17 protein-coding genes are annotated in these 16,786 nt (G+C 68.4%); 14 read left to right on the top strand and 3 right to left on the bottom strand.

Features of this window, described 5'->3' with window-relative positions; all coding sequences use genetic code 11:
• Window positions 1–139: 139 nt before the first annotated feature.
• On the bottom strand, window positions 140–994 hold the full coding sequence (gene asd / locus AC3WQA_RS16735; RefSeq protein WP_492676161.1) for an archaetidylserine decarboxylase: 855 nt from the start codon (window positions 992–994) through the stop codon (window positions 140–142).
• Between the two features lie 190 nt (window positions 995–1,184).
• Here asd and prmB point away from each other — a divergent pair, with 190 nt between their 5' ends.
• From prmB to AC3WQA_RS16785, 10 genes are all read left to right on the top strand, one after another.
• On the top strand, window positions 1,185–2,105 hold the full coding sequence (gene prmB / locus AC3WQA_RS16740) for a 50S ribosomal protein L3 N(5)-glutamine methyltransferase (protein WP_492676162.1): 921 nt from the start codon (window positions 1,185–1,187) through the stop codon (window positions 2,103–2,105).
• A gap of 2 nt (window positions 2,106–2,107) precedes the next feature.
• Window positions 2,108–2,674 (top strand): GNAT family N-acetyltransferase, encoded by a 567-nt coding sequence (locus AC3WQA_RS16745; RefSeq protein WP_492676163.1) that lies wholly within the window; start codon window positions 2,108–2,110, stop codon window positions 2,672–2,674.
• 172 nt (window positions 2,675–2,846) lie between these two features.
• Window positions 2,847–3,935, top strand: coding sequence for a chorismate synthase (aroC, locus tag AC3WQA_RS16750; RefSeq protein ID WP_492676164.1), 1,089 nt, complete (start codon window positions 2,847–2,849; stop codon window positions 3,933–3,935).
• On the top strand, window positions 3,932–4,300 hold the full coding sequence (locus AC3WQA_RS16755; protein ID WP_492676165.1) for a hydroxyacid dehydrogenase: 369 nt from the start codon (window positions 3,932–3,934) through the stop codon (window positions 4,298–4,300). Before aroC ends, AC3WQA_RS16755 begins: the two co-directional genes overlap by 4 nt.
• Window positions 4,297–5,325, top strand: a complete 1,029-nt coding sequence (locus AC3WQA_RS16760; RefSeq protein WP_492676166.1) for an aspartate-semialdehyde dehydrogenase — start codon at window positions 4,297–4,299, stop codon at window positions 5,323–5,325. Before AC3WQA_RS16755 ends, AC3WQA_RS16760 begins: the two co-directional genes overlap by 4 nt.
• On the top strand, window positions 5,322–5,612 hold the full coding sequence (locus tag AC3WQA_RS16765; protein WP_492676167.1) for a hypothetical protein: 291 nt from the start codon (window positions 5,322–5,324) through the stop codon (window positions 5,610–5,612). The genes AC3WQA_RS16760 and AC3WQA_RS16765 overlap by 4 nt, the downstream gene beginning before the upstream one ends.
• A 173-nt stretch (window positions 5,613–5,785) precedes the next feature.
• Window positions 5,786–8,011: a motility hub landmark protein FimV gene (locus AC3WQA_RS16770; protein WP_492676168.1), complete on the top strand. Its 2,226-nt coding sequence runs from the start codon at window positions 5,786–5,788 to the stop codon at window positions 8,009–8,011.
• Window positions 8,012–8,173: 162 nt separating this feature from the next.
• Window positions 8,174–8,944 (top strand): tRNA pseudouridine(38-40) synthase TruA, encoded by a 771-nt coding sequence (truA, locus tag AC3WQA_RS16775; protein WP_492676169.1) that lies wholly within the window; start codon window positions 8,174–8,176, stop codon window positions 8,942–8,944.
• Window positions 8,941–9,576, top strand: a complete 636-nt coding sequence (locus tag AC3WQA_RS16780) for a phosphoribosylanthranilate isomerase (protein WP_492676170.1) — start codon at window positions 8,941–8,943, stop codon at window positions 9,574–9,576. Before truA ends, AC3WQA_RS16780 begins: the two co-directional genes overlap by 4 nt.
• A complete protein-coding gene (locus AC3WQA_RS16785) occupies window positions 9,573–10,607 on the top strand; it encodes a cupin-like domain-containing protein (RefSeq protein WP_492676171.1) in 1,035 nt (344 codons plus the stop codon). The genes AC3WQA_RS16780 and AC3WQA_RS16785 overlap by 4 nt, the downstream gene beginning before the upstream one ends.
• Before the next feature lie 6 nt (window positions 10,608–10,613).
• Here the strand turns inward: AC3WQA_RS16785 and AC3WQA_RS16790 are convergent, their stop codons facing one another.
• The gene (locus AC3WQA_RS16790; RefSeq protein WP_492676172.1) at window positions 10,614–11,504 is read right to left on the bottom strand and encodes a LysR family transcriptional regulator; all 891 of its coding nucleotides are present in this window, start codon (window positions 11,502–11,504) and stop codon (window positions 10,614–10,616) included.
• A gap of 103 nt (window positions 11,505–11,607) precedes the next feature.
• On the opposite strand from AC3WQA_RS16790, the gene trpB reads away from it, so the two are divergent.
• From trpB to accD, 4 genes are all read left to right on the top strand, one after another.
• On the top strand, window positions 11,608–12,819 hold the full coding sequence (trpB, locus tag AC3WQA_RS16795; RefSeq protein WP_492676173.1) for a tryptophan synthase subunit beta: 1,212 nt from the start codon (window positions 11,608–11,610) through the stop codon (window positions 12,817–12,819).
• Window positions 12,820–12,836: 17 nt separating this feature from the next.
• Complete coding sequence (locus tag AC3WQA_RS16800) at window positions 12,837–13,949, top strand: HEAT repeat domain-containing protein (protein ID WP_492676174.1); 1,113 nt, start codon at window positions 12,837–12,839, stop codon at window positions 13,947–13,949.
• 8 nt (window positions 13,950–13,957) lie between these two features.
• Window positions 13,958–14,758, top strand: coding sequence for a tryptophan synthase subunit alpha (gene trpA, locus AC3WQA_RS16805; protein ID WP_492676175.1), 801 nt, complete (start codon window positions 13,958–13,960; stop codon window positions 14,756–14,758).
• 99 nt (window positions 14,759–14,857) lie between these two features.
• Window positions 14,858–15,727, top strand: a complete 870-nt coding sequence (accD, locus tag AC3WQA_RS16810; protein WP_492676176.1) for an acetyl-CoA carboxylase, carboxyltransferase subunit beta — start codon at window positions 14,858–14,860, stop codon at window positions 15,725–15,727.
• Between the two features lie 295 nt (window positions 15,728–16,022).
• Here the strand turns inward: accD and AC3WQA_RS16815 are convergent, their stop codons facing one another.
• The gene (locus tag AC3WQA_RS16815; RefSeq protein WP_492676177.1) at window positions 16,023–16,781 is read right to left on the bottom strand and encodes a transporter; all 759 of its coding nucleotides are present in this window, start codon (window positions 16,779–16,781) and stop codon (window positions 16,023–16,025) included.
• Window positions 16,782–16,786: the final 5 nt, after the last annotated feature.

The raw sequence follows: 16,786 nt of genomic DNA on the forward strand, positions 1-16,786 counted from the left end.
TGACGACGGCGTCAGGATAACGGCTTTGGACGGGAAAAGCACCAAATGCGTCACAAGGTGACAACAAATGTCAGTTTGTGTCGTGCGAGGCCACTGACCGGCGCGGCTGAGGTCGCCTGATGGCGCCTCCCGGCGTCGGTTATGCGTGGGTTGGATGGTGCAGTTGGCCCAGGCGCTGCCCCACCCGTACCGCCTGCTGCGGTTGCCATTCGTCCAGTTGGGCCATGCCTTCGGGCAGCAGCAGGATCACCGTGGAGCCCATGTTGAAACGTGCCATCTCGGCCCGGCGATCCAAGGTAATGTGCTGGCCGGTGAAGGACTTGCGTCTGATGGATGGTGCGTAGGGCGGGATCACCAGCCCGTCCCATACCGTGGCCACCGAGGACACCAGGATGGCGCCGACCATCACCACCGCGAACGGCCCGTGCTCGCCGTCGAAGTGGCAGACAAGGCGCTCGTTGCGCGCGAACAGGCGCGGGATCGCCGCCACCGCGAACGGCGCCACGCTGAAGATGCGCCCCGGCACGTGCACGGTTTCGGTGAGCGTGCCGGCCAGCGGCATGTGCACGCGGTGGTAGTCGCGCGGCGACAGGTAGACGGTGACGAAGCGGCCGTTGCGGTATGGCATGGCGGCGACCTCGTCGCCCAGCAGTTCGGCGGCGGTATAGCTTTGCCCCTTGGCCTGGAAGATGCGCCCGTCCTCGATCCTGCCCGCCTGGCTGATGCGGCCGTCGGCGGGCGAGAGCAGGGCGGCCGGGTCGGCATCGGGCGGGCGGGCGCCCGGCTTCAGTTCGCGCGTGAAGAAGGCATTGAAATGCGGGTAGGCCAGCGGATCGGGCTGCGCGGCCTCGGTCATGTCCACGTCGTAGTTGCGCACGATGGTGGCGATCAACCAGTTCTTCCACGGCGCGAAGGTCCGGCGCGTGGCCCAGTAGACCAGGCGCGACAGGAAACGGTGCGGAAGGATGTATTGCAGCAGGATCTTGAAAGTCATCCGGCGAAGTATACGGGTGACGGGGCTCTTCACCGTGAGTCCCCTCTCCCTTCGGAAGAGGGCGCCGACAGGCGGGAGAGGGTTCGTGCGGAGCGTGGTGTTTTGACCTTGCCGAACCCTCACCCCAACCCCTCTCCCAGAGGGAGAGGGGCTTATAATCGCCGGCCGACTTGCCGCCTCCCGGATTGCCGTGACTGCCGAACTCGCCACCATCATCGACTTCATCCGCTACGGCGCCAGCCGTTTCGCGGCGGCCGGGCTGACCTTCGGCCACAGCCACGACAATCCCATCGACGAGGCCACCCACCTGGTGCTGGCCAGCCTGCACCTGCCGCCGGATCTCTCGCCGGTCTATGGCGCCGGCAAACTCACGTCCGAAGAGCGCGAGCAGGTGCTTGGCCTGATCGAGCGCCGCGTCAACGAGCGCCTGCCGGTGGCCTACCTGGTGGGCGAAACCTGGTTCGCCGGCCTGAAATTCAAGAGCGACCGCCGCGCCCTGGTGCCGCGCTCGCCCATCGCCGAGCTGATCGAATCGGGCTTCGCGCCCTGGCTGGACGAGCGCCGCATCGAGCGCGCGCTGGATCTGTGCACCGGCTCGGGCTGCATTGGCATCGCGATGGCCGAGTACAACCCCGACTGGCGCGTGGACCTCGTCGACGTCAGCGACGAGGCGCTGTCGCTGGCGCGCGAGAACATCGTGTTCCAGCATGTCGAAGGCCGCGTCGAGGCGATCAAGTCCGACCTGTTCACTGGCGTGCGTGGGCGCAAGTACGACCTGATCGTCTCCAATCCGCCCTACGTCACCGAGGACGAATACGCCGCGCTGCCCGGCGAATACGCGCACGAGCCAAAGCTTGGCCTCACTTCGGGCGCGGACGGGCTGGACATCTGCCTGCGTATCCTCGACGAGGCCGCCGACCTGCTGAGCGACGACGGCCTGTTGATCGTCGAAGTGGGCGAGAGCGAGCACGCGCTGGCCACGCTGCTGCCGGAGGTGCCCTTTGTGTGGATCGAGTTCAAGGTGGGCGCGATGGGCGTGTTTGCGCTGGAGCGGCGCGACCTGGTGGAGCACCAGGCCGCGATCCACGCGGCCGCGGTCGCGCGCCGCTGACCATGGAGCTCCTCACGGCGCGGCTGCGGCTGGATGCGCTGCGCCGTGAGGATGCAGCGGCGTTGTTCGCGTATCGCGCCGACCCGGCGGTGAGCCGTTACCAGGGCTGGCGACCGGCCACGCTGGAGGACGCGGCACGTTTCATCGAACGCCAGCAGCTTGTGGCTTTCGACACGCCGGAAAGCTGGTATCAATTTGCGCTGCGCTCGCGTGGCACGGGCGAACTGGTCGGCGACCTGGGTCTGCATTTCGTGGACGCGGACATGGTGGAGTTCGGCATCACGCTGGCGCCCGCGCAGCAAGGGCAGGGTTTCGCCGCCGATGCCGTGCGCGCCGCGCTGGCCTTGGTGTTCGATGAGCTGAAACGCCATCGCATGTTTGCCTCGGTCGATCCGCGCAACTTCGCTTGCGTGCGGCTGCTGCAGCGGCTGGGCCTACGCCAGGAGGCGCTTCACCGCGAAAGCTGGCGCGATGGCGACGGCTGGGCCGACGACGCCATCTACGCGATGCTCGCCCGCGAGTGGCGCGCACAGCAAGCTCCTCTCCCCTCGGGAGAGGGGTTGGGGTGAGGGTTCGGCGAAGCGGCGGTGCATGAAGCGATGCGATCTATATGCTGCTGGTCTATGGGTGGCGCGTGTGCCAGGGCGCTGGCGGTTGATCGGCACTTGATGGTGCGGCGCGACATGCGGCGCAAACCGGGTTAAGCTTGCACGACATCTTTCGGATGGACGTCCAAACCCCGTGTCCAGCAACGCCTTCGGCAAGCTTCTCACCGTCACCACCTTCGGCGAAAGCCACGGGCCGGCCATCGGCTGCGTGGTCGACGGCTGCCCGCCGGGGCTGGCCATCGCGCCGGAGGATTTTCGCCGTGACCTCGAACGCCGCGCCACCGGGCGCAGCCGCTACACCTCGCAGCGGCACGAGGCGGACGCGGTGGAGATGCTCTCCGGCGTCTACGAGGGCAAGACCACCGGCACGCCGATCGCGCTCTTGATCCGCAACGTGGATCAGCGCAGCAAGGACTACGGCGACATTGCGCAGACCTTCCGCCCCGGCCACGCCGACTACAGCTACTGGCAGAAATACGGCATCCGCGACCCGCGCGGCGGCGGGCGCTCCTCCGCGCGCGAAACCACCATGCGCGTGGCGGCGGGCGTGCTCGCCAAGAAATGGCTGGCCGAGCGCTACGGCGTGCGCGTGCGCGGCTATCTCGCGCAGATGGGCGAGCTTGCGCCGGCCGCTTTCGATTGGAACGCCGTCGAGGAGAACCCCTTCTTCTGGCCTTGCGCCGAGCAGGTGCCCGAGCTCGAAGCCGCGATCAACGCGATCCGCAAGGCCGGCGATTCCGTTGGCGCGCGCGTCACCGTGGTGGCCGACGGCGTGCCGCCGGGCTGGGGCGAGCCGATCTACGGCAAGCTCGATGGCGAGCTGGCCGCTGCGCTGATGTCGATCAACGCGGTCAAGGGCGTGGAGATCGGCGACGGCTTCGCCGCCGTCAGCCAGCGCGGCAGCGAGCACCGCGACGAGATGAGCATGGCCGGCTTCGCCTCCAACCATGCCGGCGGCATCCTCGGCGGCATCAGCACGGGGCAGGCGGTGATCGCCTCGATCGCGCTCAAGCCCACCTCCAGCATCCTGGTTCCCGGGCACAGCGTGAACCTCGCCGGCGAGTCGGTGGAGGTGCTCACCAAGGGCCGCCACGACCCCTGCGTGGGCCTGCGCGCCACGCCCATCGCCGAGGCGATGCTGGCGCTGGTACTGATGGACCAGGCACTGCGCCACCGCGCGCAGTGCGGCGACGTGGGCGCGGTCGCGCCGCGCATCGCGTGAGCGCGCAGGCGATGCCGGTGGTCGGGCAACCGCGGGCCAGTGTATCGCGGCCCACTTTTCCGGACGTGATCGACCGGTTGCGGCCGCACTTCCGCGTGATCGAGGTGGCGCGGGCAGCCAGGTTCGACCCCTTCGCGGCCGGGCGTCCGAGCGATGCGCAAGCGTCCGGCCCGCATGTCGCCAGCGCCATGACCGGCACCCGCCACGCGATGGCCGTCACGGCGGTGGCCAATGTGCTGGCGGCTTTCGGCCACGGCCCGCGCGTGGGCCAGCCACCGGGCTTGCTCAATGTCGCGGTGCTGGCTGCGGCCGGCACGGCTTTTCCATCCTGTCCCCTTTCACCCCACGAAGAACCCACCCGATGAGCAAGAAGACGAATTACAAGGTTGCGATGGTCGGCGCCACCGGCGCTGTGGGCGAGACGCTGCTCTCGATCCTCGCCGAGCGCGATTTCCCGGTCAGCGAGCTGGTACCGCTGGCCAGCGAGCGTTCGGCCGGCGGTACGGTGGAGTTCGCGGGCAAGCAGGTGGTGGTGAAGGATCTCGCCAACTACGACTTCGCCGGCGTGGACATCGCCTTCTTTTCGGCCGGCGGCTCGGTGAGCAAGGCGCATGCGCCGCGCGCCGTGGCGGCCGGCGCGGTGGTGATCGACAACACCTCCGAGTTCCGCTACCAGGACGACATCCCGCTGGTGGTGTCCGAGGTGAATCCGCATGCCATCGCGCAGTACACCACGCACGGCATCATCGCCAACCCCAACTGCTCGACCATGGGCATGCTGGTGGCGCTGGCGCCGATCCACCGCGCGGTGGGCATCGAGCGCATCAACGTGGCTACCTACCAGTCCGTCTCCGGCGCTGGCCGCTCGGGCATGGAGGAGCTGGGGCGGCAGACCGCGGCCATGCTCAATTTCCAGGATGTCGAACCCAAGAAATTCCCCAAGCAGATCGCCTTCAACGTGATCCCGCACATCGATGACTTCCAGCCCAACGGCTACACCAAGGAAGAAATGAAGATGGTGTGGGAGACGCGCAAGATCCTGGAGGACGAATCCATCGCGGTGAACCCCACCGCCGTGCGCGTGCCGGTGTTCTACGGCCACTCCGAGGCGGTGCACATCGAGACGCGCGACAAGATCACGGTGGAACAGGCGCGCGAACTCCTGGCCGAGGCCGAGGGCGTGGTGCTGATGGACGAGCGCAAGGCCGGTGGCTATCCCACCCCGGTGGGCGACGTGGCCGGCAAGGATCCGGTCTACGTGGGCCGCATCCGCGAAGACATCTCGCACGAGCGTGGCCTCGACCTGTGGGTGGTGTCGGACAACATCCGCAAAGGCGCGGCGCTGAATGCGGTGCAGATCGCCGAAAAACTGATCGAGGCCTACCTGTGACGAAGCCGTTGGCCGTGGTGCTTGCCGTGGCGCTGGCGTCGTTGCCGGTGCTGGCGTGGCCGGCAACGAGCGCCGCCTCGGCGGCGCGTGCCGCGCAGCAGTCCAGGCAGGCGGTGGCGCGGCAGCGCAAGGACGTGAAGCGACTGACGCAGGGTGTGGCGGCAGGCGAAGCCGACAAGCGCGCGGTTGCGCAGCGTCTGCAGGACAAGGACGCCCGGATTGCCGAGCTGAAACGGCAACTGCAGACGCTGGAGCAGGGTAAACCACCGTCCAACGGCAAACGATGAGGCCCTTCGTGCTGGAATGCACGGCAGCAATGCATCGCAAGTCTTCGATCCGGCTATTGTTGTTCCGCCCGCATCTAACTAAAGTGGCGCCTCATCCGGGTAAAGAGGCCGTCATTCCGACGGTCTCACCAGAAGCTACGGCTCGTTCGGGGGAACACTAGATGAAGCGTTCGATGAAACTGCCGCTCCTGGTGGCATTGGCTTTGGGCAGTGGACATGCGCTCGCGCTCGATCTGGGCCAGATCCAGGTCAAGTCGGCGCTGGGCCAGCCGCTGCTGGCCGAGATCCCTGTGCACAAGGCCAGCGCTGCCGAATTGCAACAGCTCAACGTGCAGTTGGCCTCCGGTGACGAGTTCAGCCGTGCCGGCGTGGCCGGCGGACGGCCCTCGATGCCTTTGCAGTTCAAGGTGGTCGATGCCGGCCACGGGCACAAGGTCATTCGCATCACCAGTGAATCGGCGGTCAACGACCCCTTCCTCGACCTGCTGCTTGAAATCCATGGCGGTCACGGCAAGAGCGTGCGTGAGTACACCATACTGCTCGATCCGCCGGGCAGCAGCCCGGCGCCATCGCCCAGTCGCGCGATGACGGCCAGCCCGGCCAAGGCTACGCCGGCACCGGTGCCGACGCCGCCAGCCGCCGGTGCCGGTGCCGGCGAGCAGGTGGCCAACGGAAAGTTCGGCCCGGTCGAGCGTGGGCAGAACCTGTCGACAGTGGCGCAACGCACGGCGCTGGCCGGCGTCGACGTGAACCAGATGATCCTGGCGCTGAAGCAGGCCAATCCCGGTGCCTTCTATCACGACAACATCAATGCGCTGAAAGCCGGCGCGGTGCTGCGCATCCCCAGCAAGAGTGAGGCCGAGGCGCTGACGGTGGCGGCTGCCGCGGCGGAAGTGCGCCGCCAGAACGGCGACTGGCGCAGCGGCAGCGTCGGTACCGCGCCGACGACGGTGGCCGATGCGGGTACCCGCGCCGGCACCTCCAGTGCGCCGACCATCGGTGGCGCGGGCAAGGGCGACCACTTGGCGCTGGTGCCACCCAAGCAGGGCAGCAAGTCGGCCTCCGGCAATGGGTCGGACAAGTCGGCCACGCTGCACCAGGATCTGCTGCGCAGCCAGGAGGCCTTGGCCAATCTGCAGCAGCAGAGCGACAACCTGAAGTCGCGCCTGAAAGACCTGAACGACATCAACAGCAAGAACCAGCGGCTGCTGGCACTGAAGGACAGCGAGATTGCCGAGCTGCAGCAGAAGCTGGCGGCAGCGCACAAGGCTGGCGGCACGCCGGCGGCAGCCACCACCGCGCCTGCGCCGACAGCCCCGGCACCGGCTGCCAAGCTGACCTCGGCCGCCGCGCCGGCAGCGCTTCCGGCCGCCCCGGCCGCCGCCGGTACGGCCAAGCCGGAGGCACCAGCCGCCGCTGTCACGGCAGCCCAGCCGGCCACGATGCCCGCCAAGGTGGAGGCGCCCAAGCCCGCGCCGGTCGTCAAGCCTGAGCCTGCCAAACCGACGACCCCGGAGCCGGCCAAGCCGGCCCCGGCGGAAACCGAGGCCTGGTATCTGCAGACCTGGGTGCAGGCGTTGGGCGGCGGCGCCATCGTGTTGCTGCTGCTGTTGGCCGCGCTTGGCCGCCGCGGCAAGGGCAAGCCGGCGGCACCGGCGAAGACGGGTTCCTCGCTGGCCGACCGTTTTGGCGGCACCATGCCGCCGCCGCTGGCCGAAGATGGCGACGACGTCGACCAGAACCTGCTGCTCGACCAGTTGGCCGAGCATCCGGACGACATCAACCTGCATCTGGAACTGGTGAGCCTGTACTACGGCCGCCGCGATGTGGAGCACTTCGAGGCCGCTGCGGAAGCCATGCAGGCGCACGTCAGTGACCCGCAACAGGACGAGTGGCAGGAAGTGCTGCACATGGGGCGCGACCTGGTGCCAGCCCATCCGCTGTTCGCCGAGTCCGTCGCGGCCGCGGCACCGGTCGCGCAGCACGACGAGCCGGTTGCCGCTGCCGCCGCGCCGGCCGTGCCGCCGGCCTTCCCGGCCAATCCGGTCAAGGTGAGCGAGTACAACTTCAACTTCGACCTGACTCCGGCCCACGACGTGGCGGCCGAGCCGGCAGCTCCGGTGGCACCACCCGTACCGGATGACGACGTGACGGTGATGCGTCCCGCCACGCACGACTGGTCCGCCGAGCTGGCGCCGGAGAACACCCTTGCCGGCGAGCCCGAGGCCGTGCCGCACGAGTTCGGCGACGATCCGGTGGATACCAAGCTCGACCTGGCTCGCGCCTATCTCGACATGGGCGATCCTGATGGCGCCCGCTCCATGTTGGAGGAAGCGCTCAAGGAAGGCAGCCAGTCGCAGCGCGAGATCGCCAAGCGCATGCTCGACGACTTGCACTGATCCTGCGGGATCTGCGACAGCAACGCCAACGGGCCGGCCATGCCGGCCCGTTGGCGTTTGGGCGGCGCCATCATGGACGGCCGCCCGTTTGATTTTCGCGAGCGGGGGCGATGGCGAGTGGGATGCCTGTTACGCTGCGGGCTTTCCACTCGCAGCTGATCCATGCGCATCGCCCTGGGCATCGAATACGACGGCACCGATTTTCTCGGTTGGCAGCGTCTTTCGCATGGCAGCACCGTGCAAGGGGCGTTGGAGCTGGCCTTGTCCAAGGTGGCCGCACAGCCGGTCGCGGTGACTTGCGCGGGGCGCACCGACGCCGGCGTGCATGGGCGTTGCCAGGTGGTGCATTTCGATGCTCCGGTGGAACGGGCGATGCGCGCCTGGCTGCTGGGCGCCACTGCCAACCTGCCGTCCAGCGTGGCGGTGCTGTGGGCGCAGCCGGTGGCCGACGCTTTCCACGCGCGCTTCTCCGCACGCAGCCGCCGTTATCGCTATAGCCTCCTCAACCGGCCGATGCGCGCGGCGCTGGATGCGCGCTATGTGACCTGGGAACGCCAGCCACTGGACGCCGCACGCATGCACGCCGCCGCGCAGGCGCTGCTGGGCGAGCACGATTTCTCCGCCTTCCGCGCGATCTCCTGCCAGGCCGCGCATGCGCGGCGCTGCGTGCTGGCGGTGAGCGTGCGGCGCGAAGGCGAGCAGGTGTTCGTGGAGATCGAGGCCAATGCCTTCCTGCACCACATGGTGCGCAACATCGTCGGTTCGCTGCTGCCGGTAGGGCGTGGCGAACGGCCCGTCGCATGGATCGGCGAGCTGCTGGCGGGACGCAATCGCGAGGTGGCCGGGCCGACCGCGCCCTCGTCGGGACTCACCTTCATCGGCCCACGCTACGAGGCGCATTGGGGGTTGCCGGTCGAGGTGAGTCTGCCATGACGCGCATCAAGTGTTGCGGCATGACCCGGGTCGAGGACGCGCTGCTCGCGGCGCGGCTGGGCGCCGATGCGATCGGCCTGGTGTTCACCGCGCGCAGCAGGCGGCACGTTTCCGTGGCGCAGGCGCAGGCCATCGTGCGCGCGCTGCCACCGTTGGTGAGCACGGTGGCCTTGTTCATGGACGACACGCCGGCGCTGGTGGAGGAAGTCATCGCCGCCGTCGCGCCCACCCTGCTGCAGTTTCATGGCAGCGAACCGGACGCATGGTGCGCGCAGTTCGGCCGCCGCTACCTCAAGGCCATCGCGATGGGCGAGGGCGCCGCCGCGCTGGCACGCCTGCACGACTACCCGCGCGCGGCGGCATTGCTGCTCGACGGCCATGGCCTCGGCGAGGCCGGCGGCAGCGGCAAGGCCTTCGACTGGTCGCTGCTGACCGGCGACTTCGCCCAGCCGCTGATCCTTGCCGGCGGCTTGCATGCGGGCAATGTGGGTGTGGCGATCCGCGCGGCGCGGCCGTGGGCGGTGGACGTGGCCAGCGGCGTGGAGTCGGCGCCCGGTATCAAGGATGCGGCCAGGCTGGCGCAATTCATGGCGGCGGTGCGCGCCGCGGACAAGGCGGGTGGCCAGCGGTGAGCGAACCGGCAACTGCGATTTCTCCGCCCGCGCCCATCGAGGAGTGGCGGGCCACCGACGGCAAACCCTTTGGCCTCGACGACGTGCTGGGGCGCGGCCGGCCGCTGGTGATCCGCGGCCTGGTGCGCGACTGGCCCATCGTGCGCAAGGCGAAGGAATCGGATACCGCCTTCGCGCAGTACGTGGCCGCGCGCGACAGTGGCGCCGAGGTCGACACCTTGCTGATCGCGCGCGACGCGGACGGCGTCATCGGCTACACGCAGGACATGGATGATTTCTGCTATGAGCACTTCAAGCTGCCGGTGACCATGGGCCTGCAGCGCCTGGCCAGTTACAGCCGGCGCGAGCAGGCGCGCGGGCTGGTGATCCAGAGTGCGCTGGTGCGCGAATGCCTGCCGGCGCTGCTGGAAAACCACCAGCTGCCCTGCCTCGATCCGGCCGTCGAGCCGCGGCTGTGGATGGGCAACAAGGCCACCACGCCCACGCATTTCGACTCGATGCACAACCTCGCCTGCGTGGTGTGCGGCACACGGCGTTTCACCCTGTTTTCGCCCGAGCAGTTGCCGAATCTCTACATCGGCCCGCTGGATTTCGCGCCCACCGGCGCGGCGATCAGCATGGCGCGGCTGGATCGGCCCGACGACCCGCGCTATCCGCGCCTGAGGCAAGCGTTGGCCGCCGCGCAGGTGGCCGAGCTGCATCCCGGCGACGCGATCTACATGCCGCCGCTGTGGTGGCACCACGTCGAGTCGCTGGCGCCGTTGAATGCACTGATGAACTACTGGTGGAGCCCGGTGACAGTCCCCGGATTCAGCACCGGGCATGCGCGAGCGGCGCTGTACCACTGCCTGCTCGCCTTCCGCGCCCTGCCGCCGGAGGAGCGCGCCCAGTGGAAGACCCTGCTGGACTACTACGTGTTCGGCGGCGACGAAGCCTTTGCCCATATCCCCGAGCAGCGTCGCGGCGTGCTCGGTGAACTCACGCCCGAGATCATGGAGCGGTTGAAGCAGGGCGCGCGGCAGTATCTCTGACAGCCGTCAGGCCACGGCGAGCTCGCCGTGCAACCAGCTCGCGAGCGCCGCGACGCGGGCATCGTCGCCGCGCTTGGACACCAGCGCCCAGCGCGCCGGGGTTTCGCGGAAGCCCCAGGGCGCGAGCAGGCGGCCGCTGGCGAGGTCGTCGGCCACCAGCGGCTGCGGCGCGATGGCCACGCCCAGGCCGGCGGCGGCGGCTTCGAGCAGGAAATACAGATGGGGCAGGGCTTGCGCCTGCTGCAGCGATGCGGGCGGCAGGTTCATCGCGCGCGCCCATGCCGGCCAGGCCTGCGGGCGCGAGGCGGTGTGCAACAGCGGCTCATCGCATAGCGCCTCGGGTGGCGACTCGCGCAGGCGCTCGGCGCCGGGATAGCGCGGGCTGAGCACCGGGCCGATGCGTTCCGGCGCCAGCTCGTGCACCTGCCAGTTTGTGGGCCAGGGCGGGGCTGCCAGCAGCAAGGCGGCATCGACGTCGGCCAGATGCTCGGCGACCGGCTCCTCCTGCACGGCCAGGTGCAGGGTCAGCGCGGGCAGGTCGCGACGCAGGCGTTCCAGTCGCGGAATCATCCAGCGCGCCAGCACGCTGCCGGAGCAGCCGAGCACGAAGGCGGCGTGGGCGGGAGCCAAGCGCAGGCGCAGCCATGCCTCACGCAATTGCCCGAAGGCGGCGCTGCATTCCTCGCGTAGTTGCTTGCCCATGGCGGTGAGTGCCACGCCGCGCCCTCGGCGGGTGAACAGCGGCTGGCCCAACGCCTCCTCCAACGCCCGCACCTGGCGGCTCACCGCGCCGTGGGTCACGTGCAGTTCCTGCGCGGCGAGGCTCATGCTGCCCAGCCGGGCGGCGGCCTCGAAGGCGCGCAGGGCATTGAGCGAGGGCAGGTCGCGTTCCGACATGATGTGAGTTTAGCTCAAGCATTGCTGGCGATCTTTTCGCTTTTTGACAAGGCATTCGCGGCGCTAAGCTGTGAGCCTGTCGCCGATCCTTGCTGGAGCCGCCATGACCGAAATCCGGGATTTCCACGCCTACCCCGACGCCCAGGGCCGTTTTGGCCAGTTCGGCGGCAGCTATGTGGCCGAGACCCTGATGGCGCCGCTGGCCGAGCTGACTGAAGCCTACCTGCGCCTGCGCCAGGATCCGGCCTTCATCGCCGAACTTGACCGCGACCTGACGAACTACGTGGGCCGGCCCAGCCCGGTGTATTTCGCCGAGCGGTTGACCAAGCATGTCGGTGGCGCGCGCATCCTGCTCAAGCGCGAGGATCTCAACCACACCGGCGCGCACAAGATCAACAACACCGTGGGCCAGGCGCTGGTGGCGCGGCACATGGGCAAGACCCGCATCATCGCCGAGACCGGCGCCGGCCAGCACGGCGTGGCCAGCGCCACGGTGGCGGCACGGCTGGGCCTGAAGTGCGTGGTCTACATGGGCGCGGTGGACATCGAGCGGCAGAAGATCAATGTCTACCGCATGAAGCTGCTCGGCGCCGAGGTGGTGCCGGTGACCTCCGGCTCGAAGACGCTGAAGGACGCGCTCAACGAGGCGATGCGCGACTGGGTCACCAACGTCGCCGACACCTTCTACATCATCGGCACCGTGGCCGGGCCGCACCCGTACCCGCTGATGGTGCGCGACTTCAACGCCATCGTGGGCCGCGAGGCGCGTGCGCAGGTGCTGCAGCAGTACGGCCGGCTGCCCGACGTGCTCACCGCCTGCGTGGGCGGCGGCTCCAACGCGATGGGCCTGTTCCACGCCTTCCTCAACGACCGCGAGGTGCGCATCGTCGGTGCCGAGGCGGCCGGCGAGGGGATCGCCACCGGGCACCACGCCGCGTCGCTCTCGGCCGGCCGCCCCGGCGTGCTGCACGGCAACCGCACCTACGTGCTGTGCGACGACGACGGCCAGATCACCGAGACGCACTCGATCTCCGCCGGCCTCGACTACCCTGGTGTCGGCCCCGAACACGCCTTCCTCAAGGACGCCGGCCGCGCCGAGTACGTGGGCGTCACCGACGCGGAGGCGCTGGAGGCCTTCCATCTGCTGTGCCGCACCGAGGGCATCCTGCCGGCGCTGGAGTCCAGCCACGCGGTGGCGCAGGCGATCAAGCTGGCGCGCGAGTACCCGCAGGACGGCATCGTGCTGTGCAACCTGTCCGGCCGCGGCGACAAGGATGTGCACACCATTGCTGCGCGCGAGGGCATCGCCTTGTGATGCGTGCAGTCCGGCACATGCGCCTCGGCATGATCGGAATGCTTCTGGTGACGTCGCTGTTTGCGACACCTGTTAGTGCGACGCAACCCGCGCTGCCGACGTGCGACATGCGTTACCCGGCGCTTCGAGGCATGCGAATGGAGGCATTGCTTGAGGTGCTGCGCAATGGCTCGATCGACGAAGGCCAGTGCGCGGTAGCTCAATTGCCACGCTACGGTGCGCGCGCGATTCCAGCACTGGAGGCAATGCTGCAATCCAAGCGCGAAGATACCCGGGAACTTGCCGTGGATGGATTGGGGAATCTGGGCAACTTGGCGCTTCCCTCGGTGCCGAAGCTGGAATCCGCGCTCGACGACTCAAGCGGGCCGGTGCGCAGGTGGGCGCTGCAGTCGTTGAGCACTCTCAAACCGCGCTCGCCGGCGTTGACCGCAGATCTGTTGCGGCGACTTGCCAAGTCGCAACACAGGGCGTTTGAGGATGACGACATGCTAGAAGCGATTGCCAACCTGGGGGAGTTGCCGCCTGACGCGCTGCAGCCGCTCATCGAGGCACTGGCTGCAACACCTGACCAAGACCGGATCGCCATTGACGCAGCTATTGACGCCATCAGTCACGTGCATTCGCCGCAAGCCGTGGCAGCGTTGACAGAGTTGGTCGGGCGAAGCGATACAGAGCGGAGTTTTCGCGCAGCGAACGCCATCGGCTCTTTGGGAGGGCGTGCGTTGCCTGACCTGGTGTCGAGATACGTATTGGCTGGTAGCAACGCCGAGCGCAATAGCGTTTTGCCCGTGCTGCGCGATGCATGGCACGTGGCAGTGACTCCCGGGCTCGCCGAGTACGACCGGACGGACTGGGTGCAACTGCTCCGGCAGCTTGCGAGTGCCGACCCTGTTGTTCGCAGCGACGCGCTCGACAGGCTCGATCACATCGAGCCTGCGTTCTCAGCCCTTTCTCGTGGCACGATTCCCGGCAGCCGTCCGGCGAATGGTTTGTGTGACGCGCTTCGTGCGTTGGATGCCGGCACGTATCCGGCTGTCGATGCGACCGAACGTCAACGTGCGGCGCACATCGCGGCGGAATTGCGAGCGACGACGCCATATCCCATCACGTGTTTATTCCCTACCTATTGAGCTTGGCGATGAACCGTATCGACACACGCTTTTCCCATTTGCGCCAGACCGGCCGCACCGGCCTGATTCCCTTCGTCACCGCCGGCGACCCTTCGCCCGAACACGCGGTGGCGCTGATGCACGCGCTCGTAGAAGCCGGCGCCGACCTGATCGAGTTGGGCGTGCCGTTCTCCGATCCGATGGCGGACGGCCCGGTGATCCAGCACGCCAGCGAGCGCGCCATCGCCGCCGGCGTGGGACTGGCCGATGTGCTGGGTTACGTGGCGCGGTTCCGCGAGCGCGATGCCGATACGCCGGTGGTGCTGATGGGCTACCTGAACCCCATCGAGATCCATGGTTACGAGCGCTTCGCGCAGGAAGCCGTGCAGGCCGGCGTGGACGGCGTGCTGCTGGTCGACTGCCCGTTGGAAGAATCCGGAGTGCTGGCGCCGCTGCGCGCGGCCGGTCTCGCGCAGATCCTGCTCGCCGCGCCCACCACGGCGCCGGAGCGCCTGTCGAAGCTGTGCGCCGCGGCCGAAGGCTTCCTCTACTACGTGTCGTTCGCCGGCATCACTGGCGCGGCGCGCCTGAGCACCTTGGACATCGCCGCACGCGTGGCGGACGTGCGCACGCACGCAAAGGCGCCGGTGGCGGTGGGTTTCGGCGTGCGCGACGCGGGAAGTGCGAAGGCCATCGCCGGCTTCGCCGATGCGGTGGTGATCGGCAGCGCGCTGGTGGAGCGGCTGGCTGGGGCGGCGTCGGCCGTGGAGGCCGCGGAACGCGCCCGGAGATTCCTGGCGCCGATCCGCACCGCGCTGGATGCCGGTTGACCTGCACCACTGATCCGGCTGGCCCGCGCCACCACACGCGGGCGTCCGGAGCGGCATGGCGTTCTCGGCTAGAATGCGCGCTTCACCAGAGGCGTCGCTATGAACTGGCTGCAGAAGATCATGACACCGCGTGTGCACACGCAGGGTTCCTCCGCGGGCAAGGGCAAGGTGCCCGAGGGCGTGTGGGAGAAGTGCGCGGGCTGCGGTTCGGTGCTGTACAAGCCGGAGCTCGAGCGCAACCTGATGGTCTGCCCCAAGTGCAACCACCATCACGCCATCCGCGCCCGCACCCGGCTGCTCGCCCTGCTGGACGATGGCTCCGCGCAGGAGCTGTGGCCCGGCATGGAGGCCACCGACCCGCTGAAGTTCCGCGATTCCAAGAAGTACCGCGACCGCATCGTGGCCTCGCAGAAGTCCAGCGGCGAGAAGGATTCGCTCGTCGCCATGAGCGGCCGGCTGAAGGGTCGCCCGCTGGTGGCCACCGCGTTCGAGTTCGGCTTCGTGGGCGGCTCGATGGGCTCGGTGGGCGGCGAGAAGTTTTCTCGCGCCGGCGAGCGCGCGCTGGCCGAGAAGAGTGCTTTGGTGTGCTTCGCCGCCAGCGGCGGCATGCGCATGCAGGAAGGCCTGTTCTCGCTGATGCAGATGGCCAAGACCTCGGCGGTGCTGGCGAAGCTGCGCGATGCCGGCGTGCCCTACATCAGCGTGCTCACCAACCCCTCCACCGGCGGCGTCTCCGCCAGCATGGGCATGCTGGGCGACATCAACATCGGCGAGCCGAAGGCGCTGATCGGCTTCGCCGGTCCGCGCGTGATCGAGCAGACCGTGCGCGAAACCCTGCCAGAAGGCTTCCAGCGCGCCGAGTTCCTGCTGGAGCATGGTGCCATCGACATGATCGTCGACCGCCGCGAGATGCGCGACAAGCTGGCCGACCTGCTTGGCCTTCTGCAAAAGGCGCCACGCGCGGCGTGAGGATGGCCTTCGCCGCGTGACGCGATGCCGCCCTCGGGCGGCATCGTCGTTTCTGCGGTGCGGTTGTCCACAGCCGGTGTGGATGCCTGCCGCGCAAGCCTGTGGAAAAGCCCGATTCCCGCCTTTGCCGACAGGGGTTTGTGACGGGTTGGCGAAAAAATGACCGGGCGCGGCAACGTTGTCCACACGGGCATGGGAAAGGCCTGGGCAAAGCCTGTGGACAAGCTGGCCAAGTGGCTGATGCGCAAGGAGCACTCGACGCCTTGCGCAAGTCTTGCCCAAGTCGCTGGCGGATTCAGCGGCCGAAGTAGACCGACACGCCCAGGCCTGCCTCCCATTCGGGCGCCATGCCGCCGAGGCGGTGGCGGAAGCTGGCGTCCAGTTGCACGCGCGGCGTGGCCATCCATGCCAGTCCCGCGCCGGCGCGGCTGCCGTGGCCGGCGCCGGCGGTCGTCATGGCGCCCAATTCGGCGTAGCCGCTGAGCGTAGGCGTGAACGCATAACCGTCGTTGACGGCGAGCTGGCGACTATCGTGGCTGCCGCTGCGCACGTCTTCCAGATACAGCGCCGCAGTGTTGCGCGCATCGAGTTGCCAGTTGAAGTCGGCGCCCAGGAGCGTCTGTCGTCGTGGATTGCGGAAGTCGCGGGCGCCGTCGGTGAATTCCAGGCTGCCGAGCAAGCCCCAGCTGAATCTGCCGCTGGCATGCGGGGCGAATTTCATACCCAGCACGGTGTCGCCGCGGCCGTGGCCCACCGTGCCGTTTTCAGTGAGGCGGTTGTACGAGCTGCCCAGTTGCAGTTCGAGTGCGTGGCCGATGCCCAGCCGCAGCAGGCCGTCGGCAGTGTATGACGTGCTGCCGTCGTCGCGGCTCCAGTCCGGCAGCCCTTGTTCCAGCGTGATGTTGCCCGCGCCCAGCACGGCGGGAGTGAAGCCGAGGCCGGGCCGGTCGTAGCCGGGGTTGTCCAGCGCCGCAGCGCCCGCGGCAAAGCCTGCCAGCAGCACGGCGACGCCGATGCAACGGCGGTATCGGCTAAAATCCCCGGTTTCTCGCATGCCCA

The organism is Rhodanobacter sp. FW106-PBR-R2A-2-24 (assembly GCF_058789615.1).

Coding starts and splice junctions, on each gene's coding strand:
- AC3WQA_RS16745 (WP_492676163.1), top strand. CDS start 2,108: ATGGAGCTCCTCACGGCGCGGCTGCGGCTGGATGCGCTGCGCCGTGAG.
- AC3WQA_RS16800 (WP_492676174.1), top strand. CDS start 12,837: ATGCGCCTCGGCATGATCGGAATGCTTCTGGTGACGTCGCTGTTTGCG.
- AC3WQA_RS16760 (WP_492676166.1), top strand. CDS start 4,297: ATGAGCAAGAAGACGAATTACAAGGTTGCGATGGTCGGCGCCACCGGC.
- accD (WP_492676176.1), top strand. CDS start 14,858: ATGAACTGGCTGCAGAAGATCATGACACCGCGTGTGCACACGCAGGGT.
- trpB (WP_492676173.1), top strand. CDS start 11,608: ATGACCGAAATCCGGGATTTCCACGCCTACCCCGACGCCCAGGGCCGT.
- truA (WP_492676169.1), top strand. CDS start 8,174: ATGCGCATCGCCCTGGGCATCGAATACGACGGCACCGATTTTCTCGGT.
- AC3WQA_RS16780 (WP_492676170.1), top strand. CDS start 8,941: ATGACGCGCATCAAGTGTTGCGGCATGACCCGGGTCGAGGACGCGCTG.
- trpA (WP_492676175.1), top strand. CDS start 13,958: ATGAACCGTATCGACACACGCTTTTCCCATTTGCGCCAGACCGGCCGC.
- AC3WQA_RS16770 (WP_492676168.1), top strand. CDS start 5,786: ATGAAACTGCCGCTCCTGGTGGCATTGGCTTTGGGCAGTGGACATGCG.
- asd (WP_492676161.1), bottom strand. CDS start 994: ATGACTTTCAAGATCCTGCTGCAATACATCCTTCCGCACCGTTTCCTG.
- AC3WQA_RS16790 (WP_492676172.1), bottom strand. CDS start 11,504: ATGTCGGAACGCGACCTGCCCTCGCTCAATGCCCTGCGCGCCTTCGAG.
- AC3WQA_RS16815 (WP_492676177.1), bottom strand. CDS start 16,781: ATGCGAGAAACCGGGGATTTTAGCCGATACCGCCGTTGCATCGGCGTC.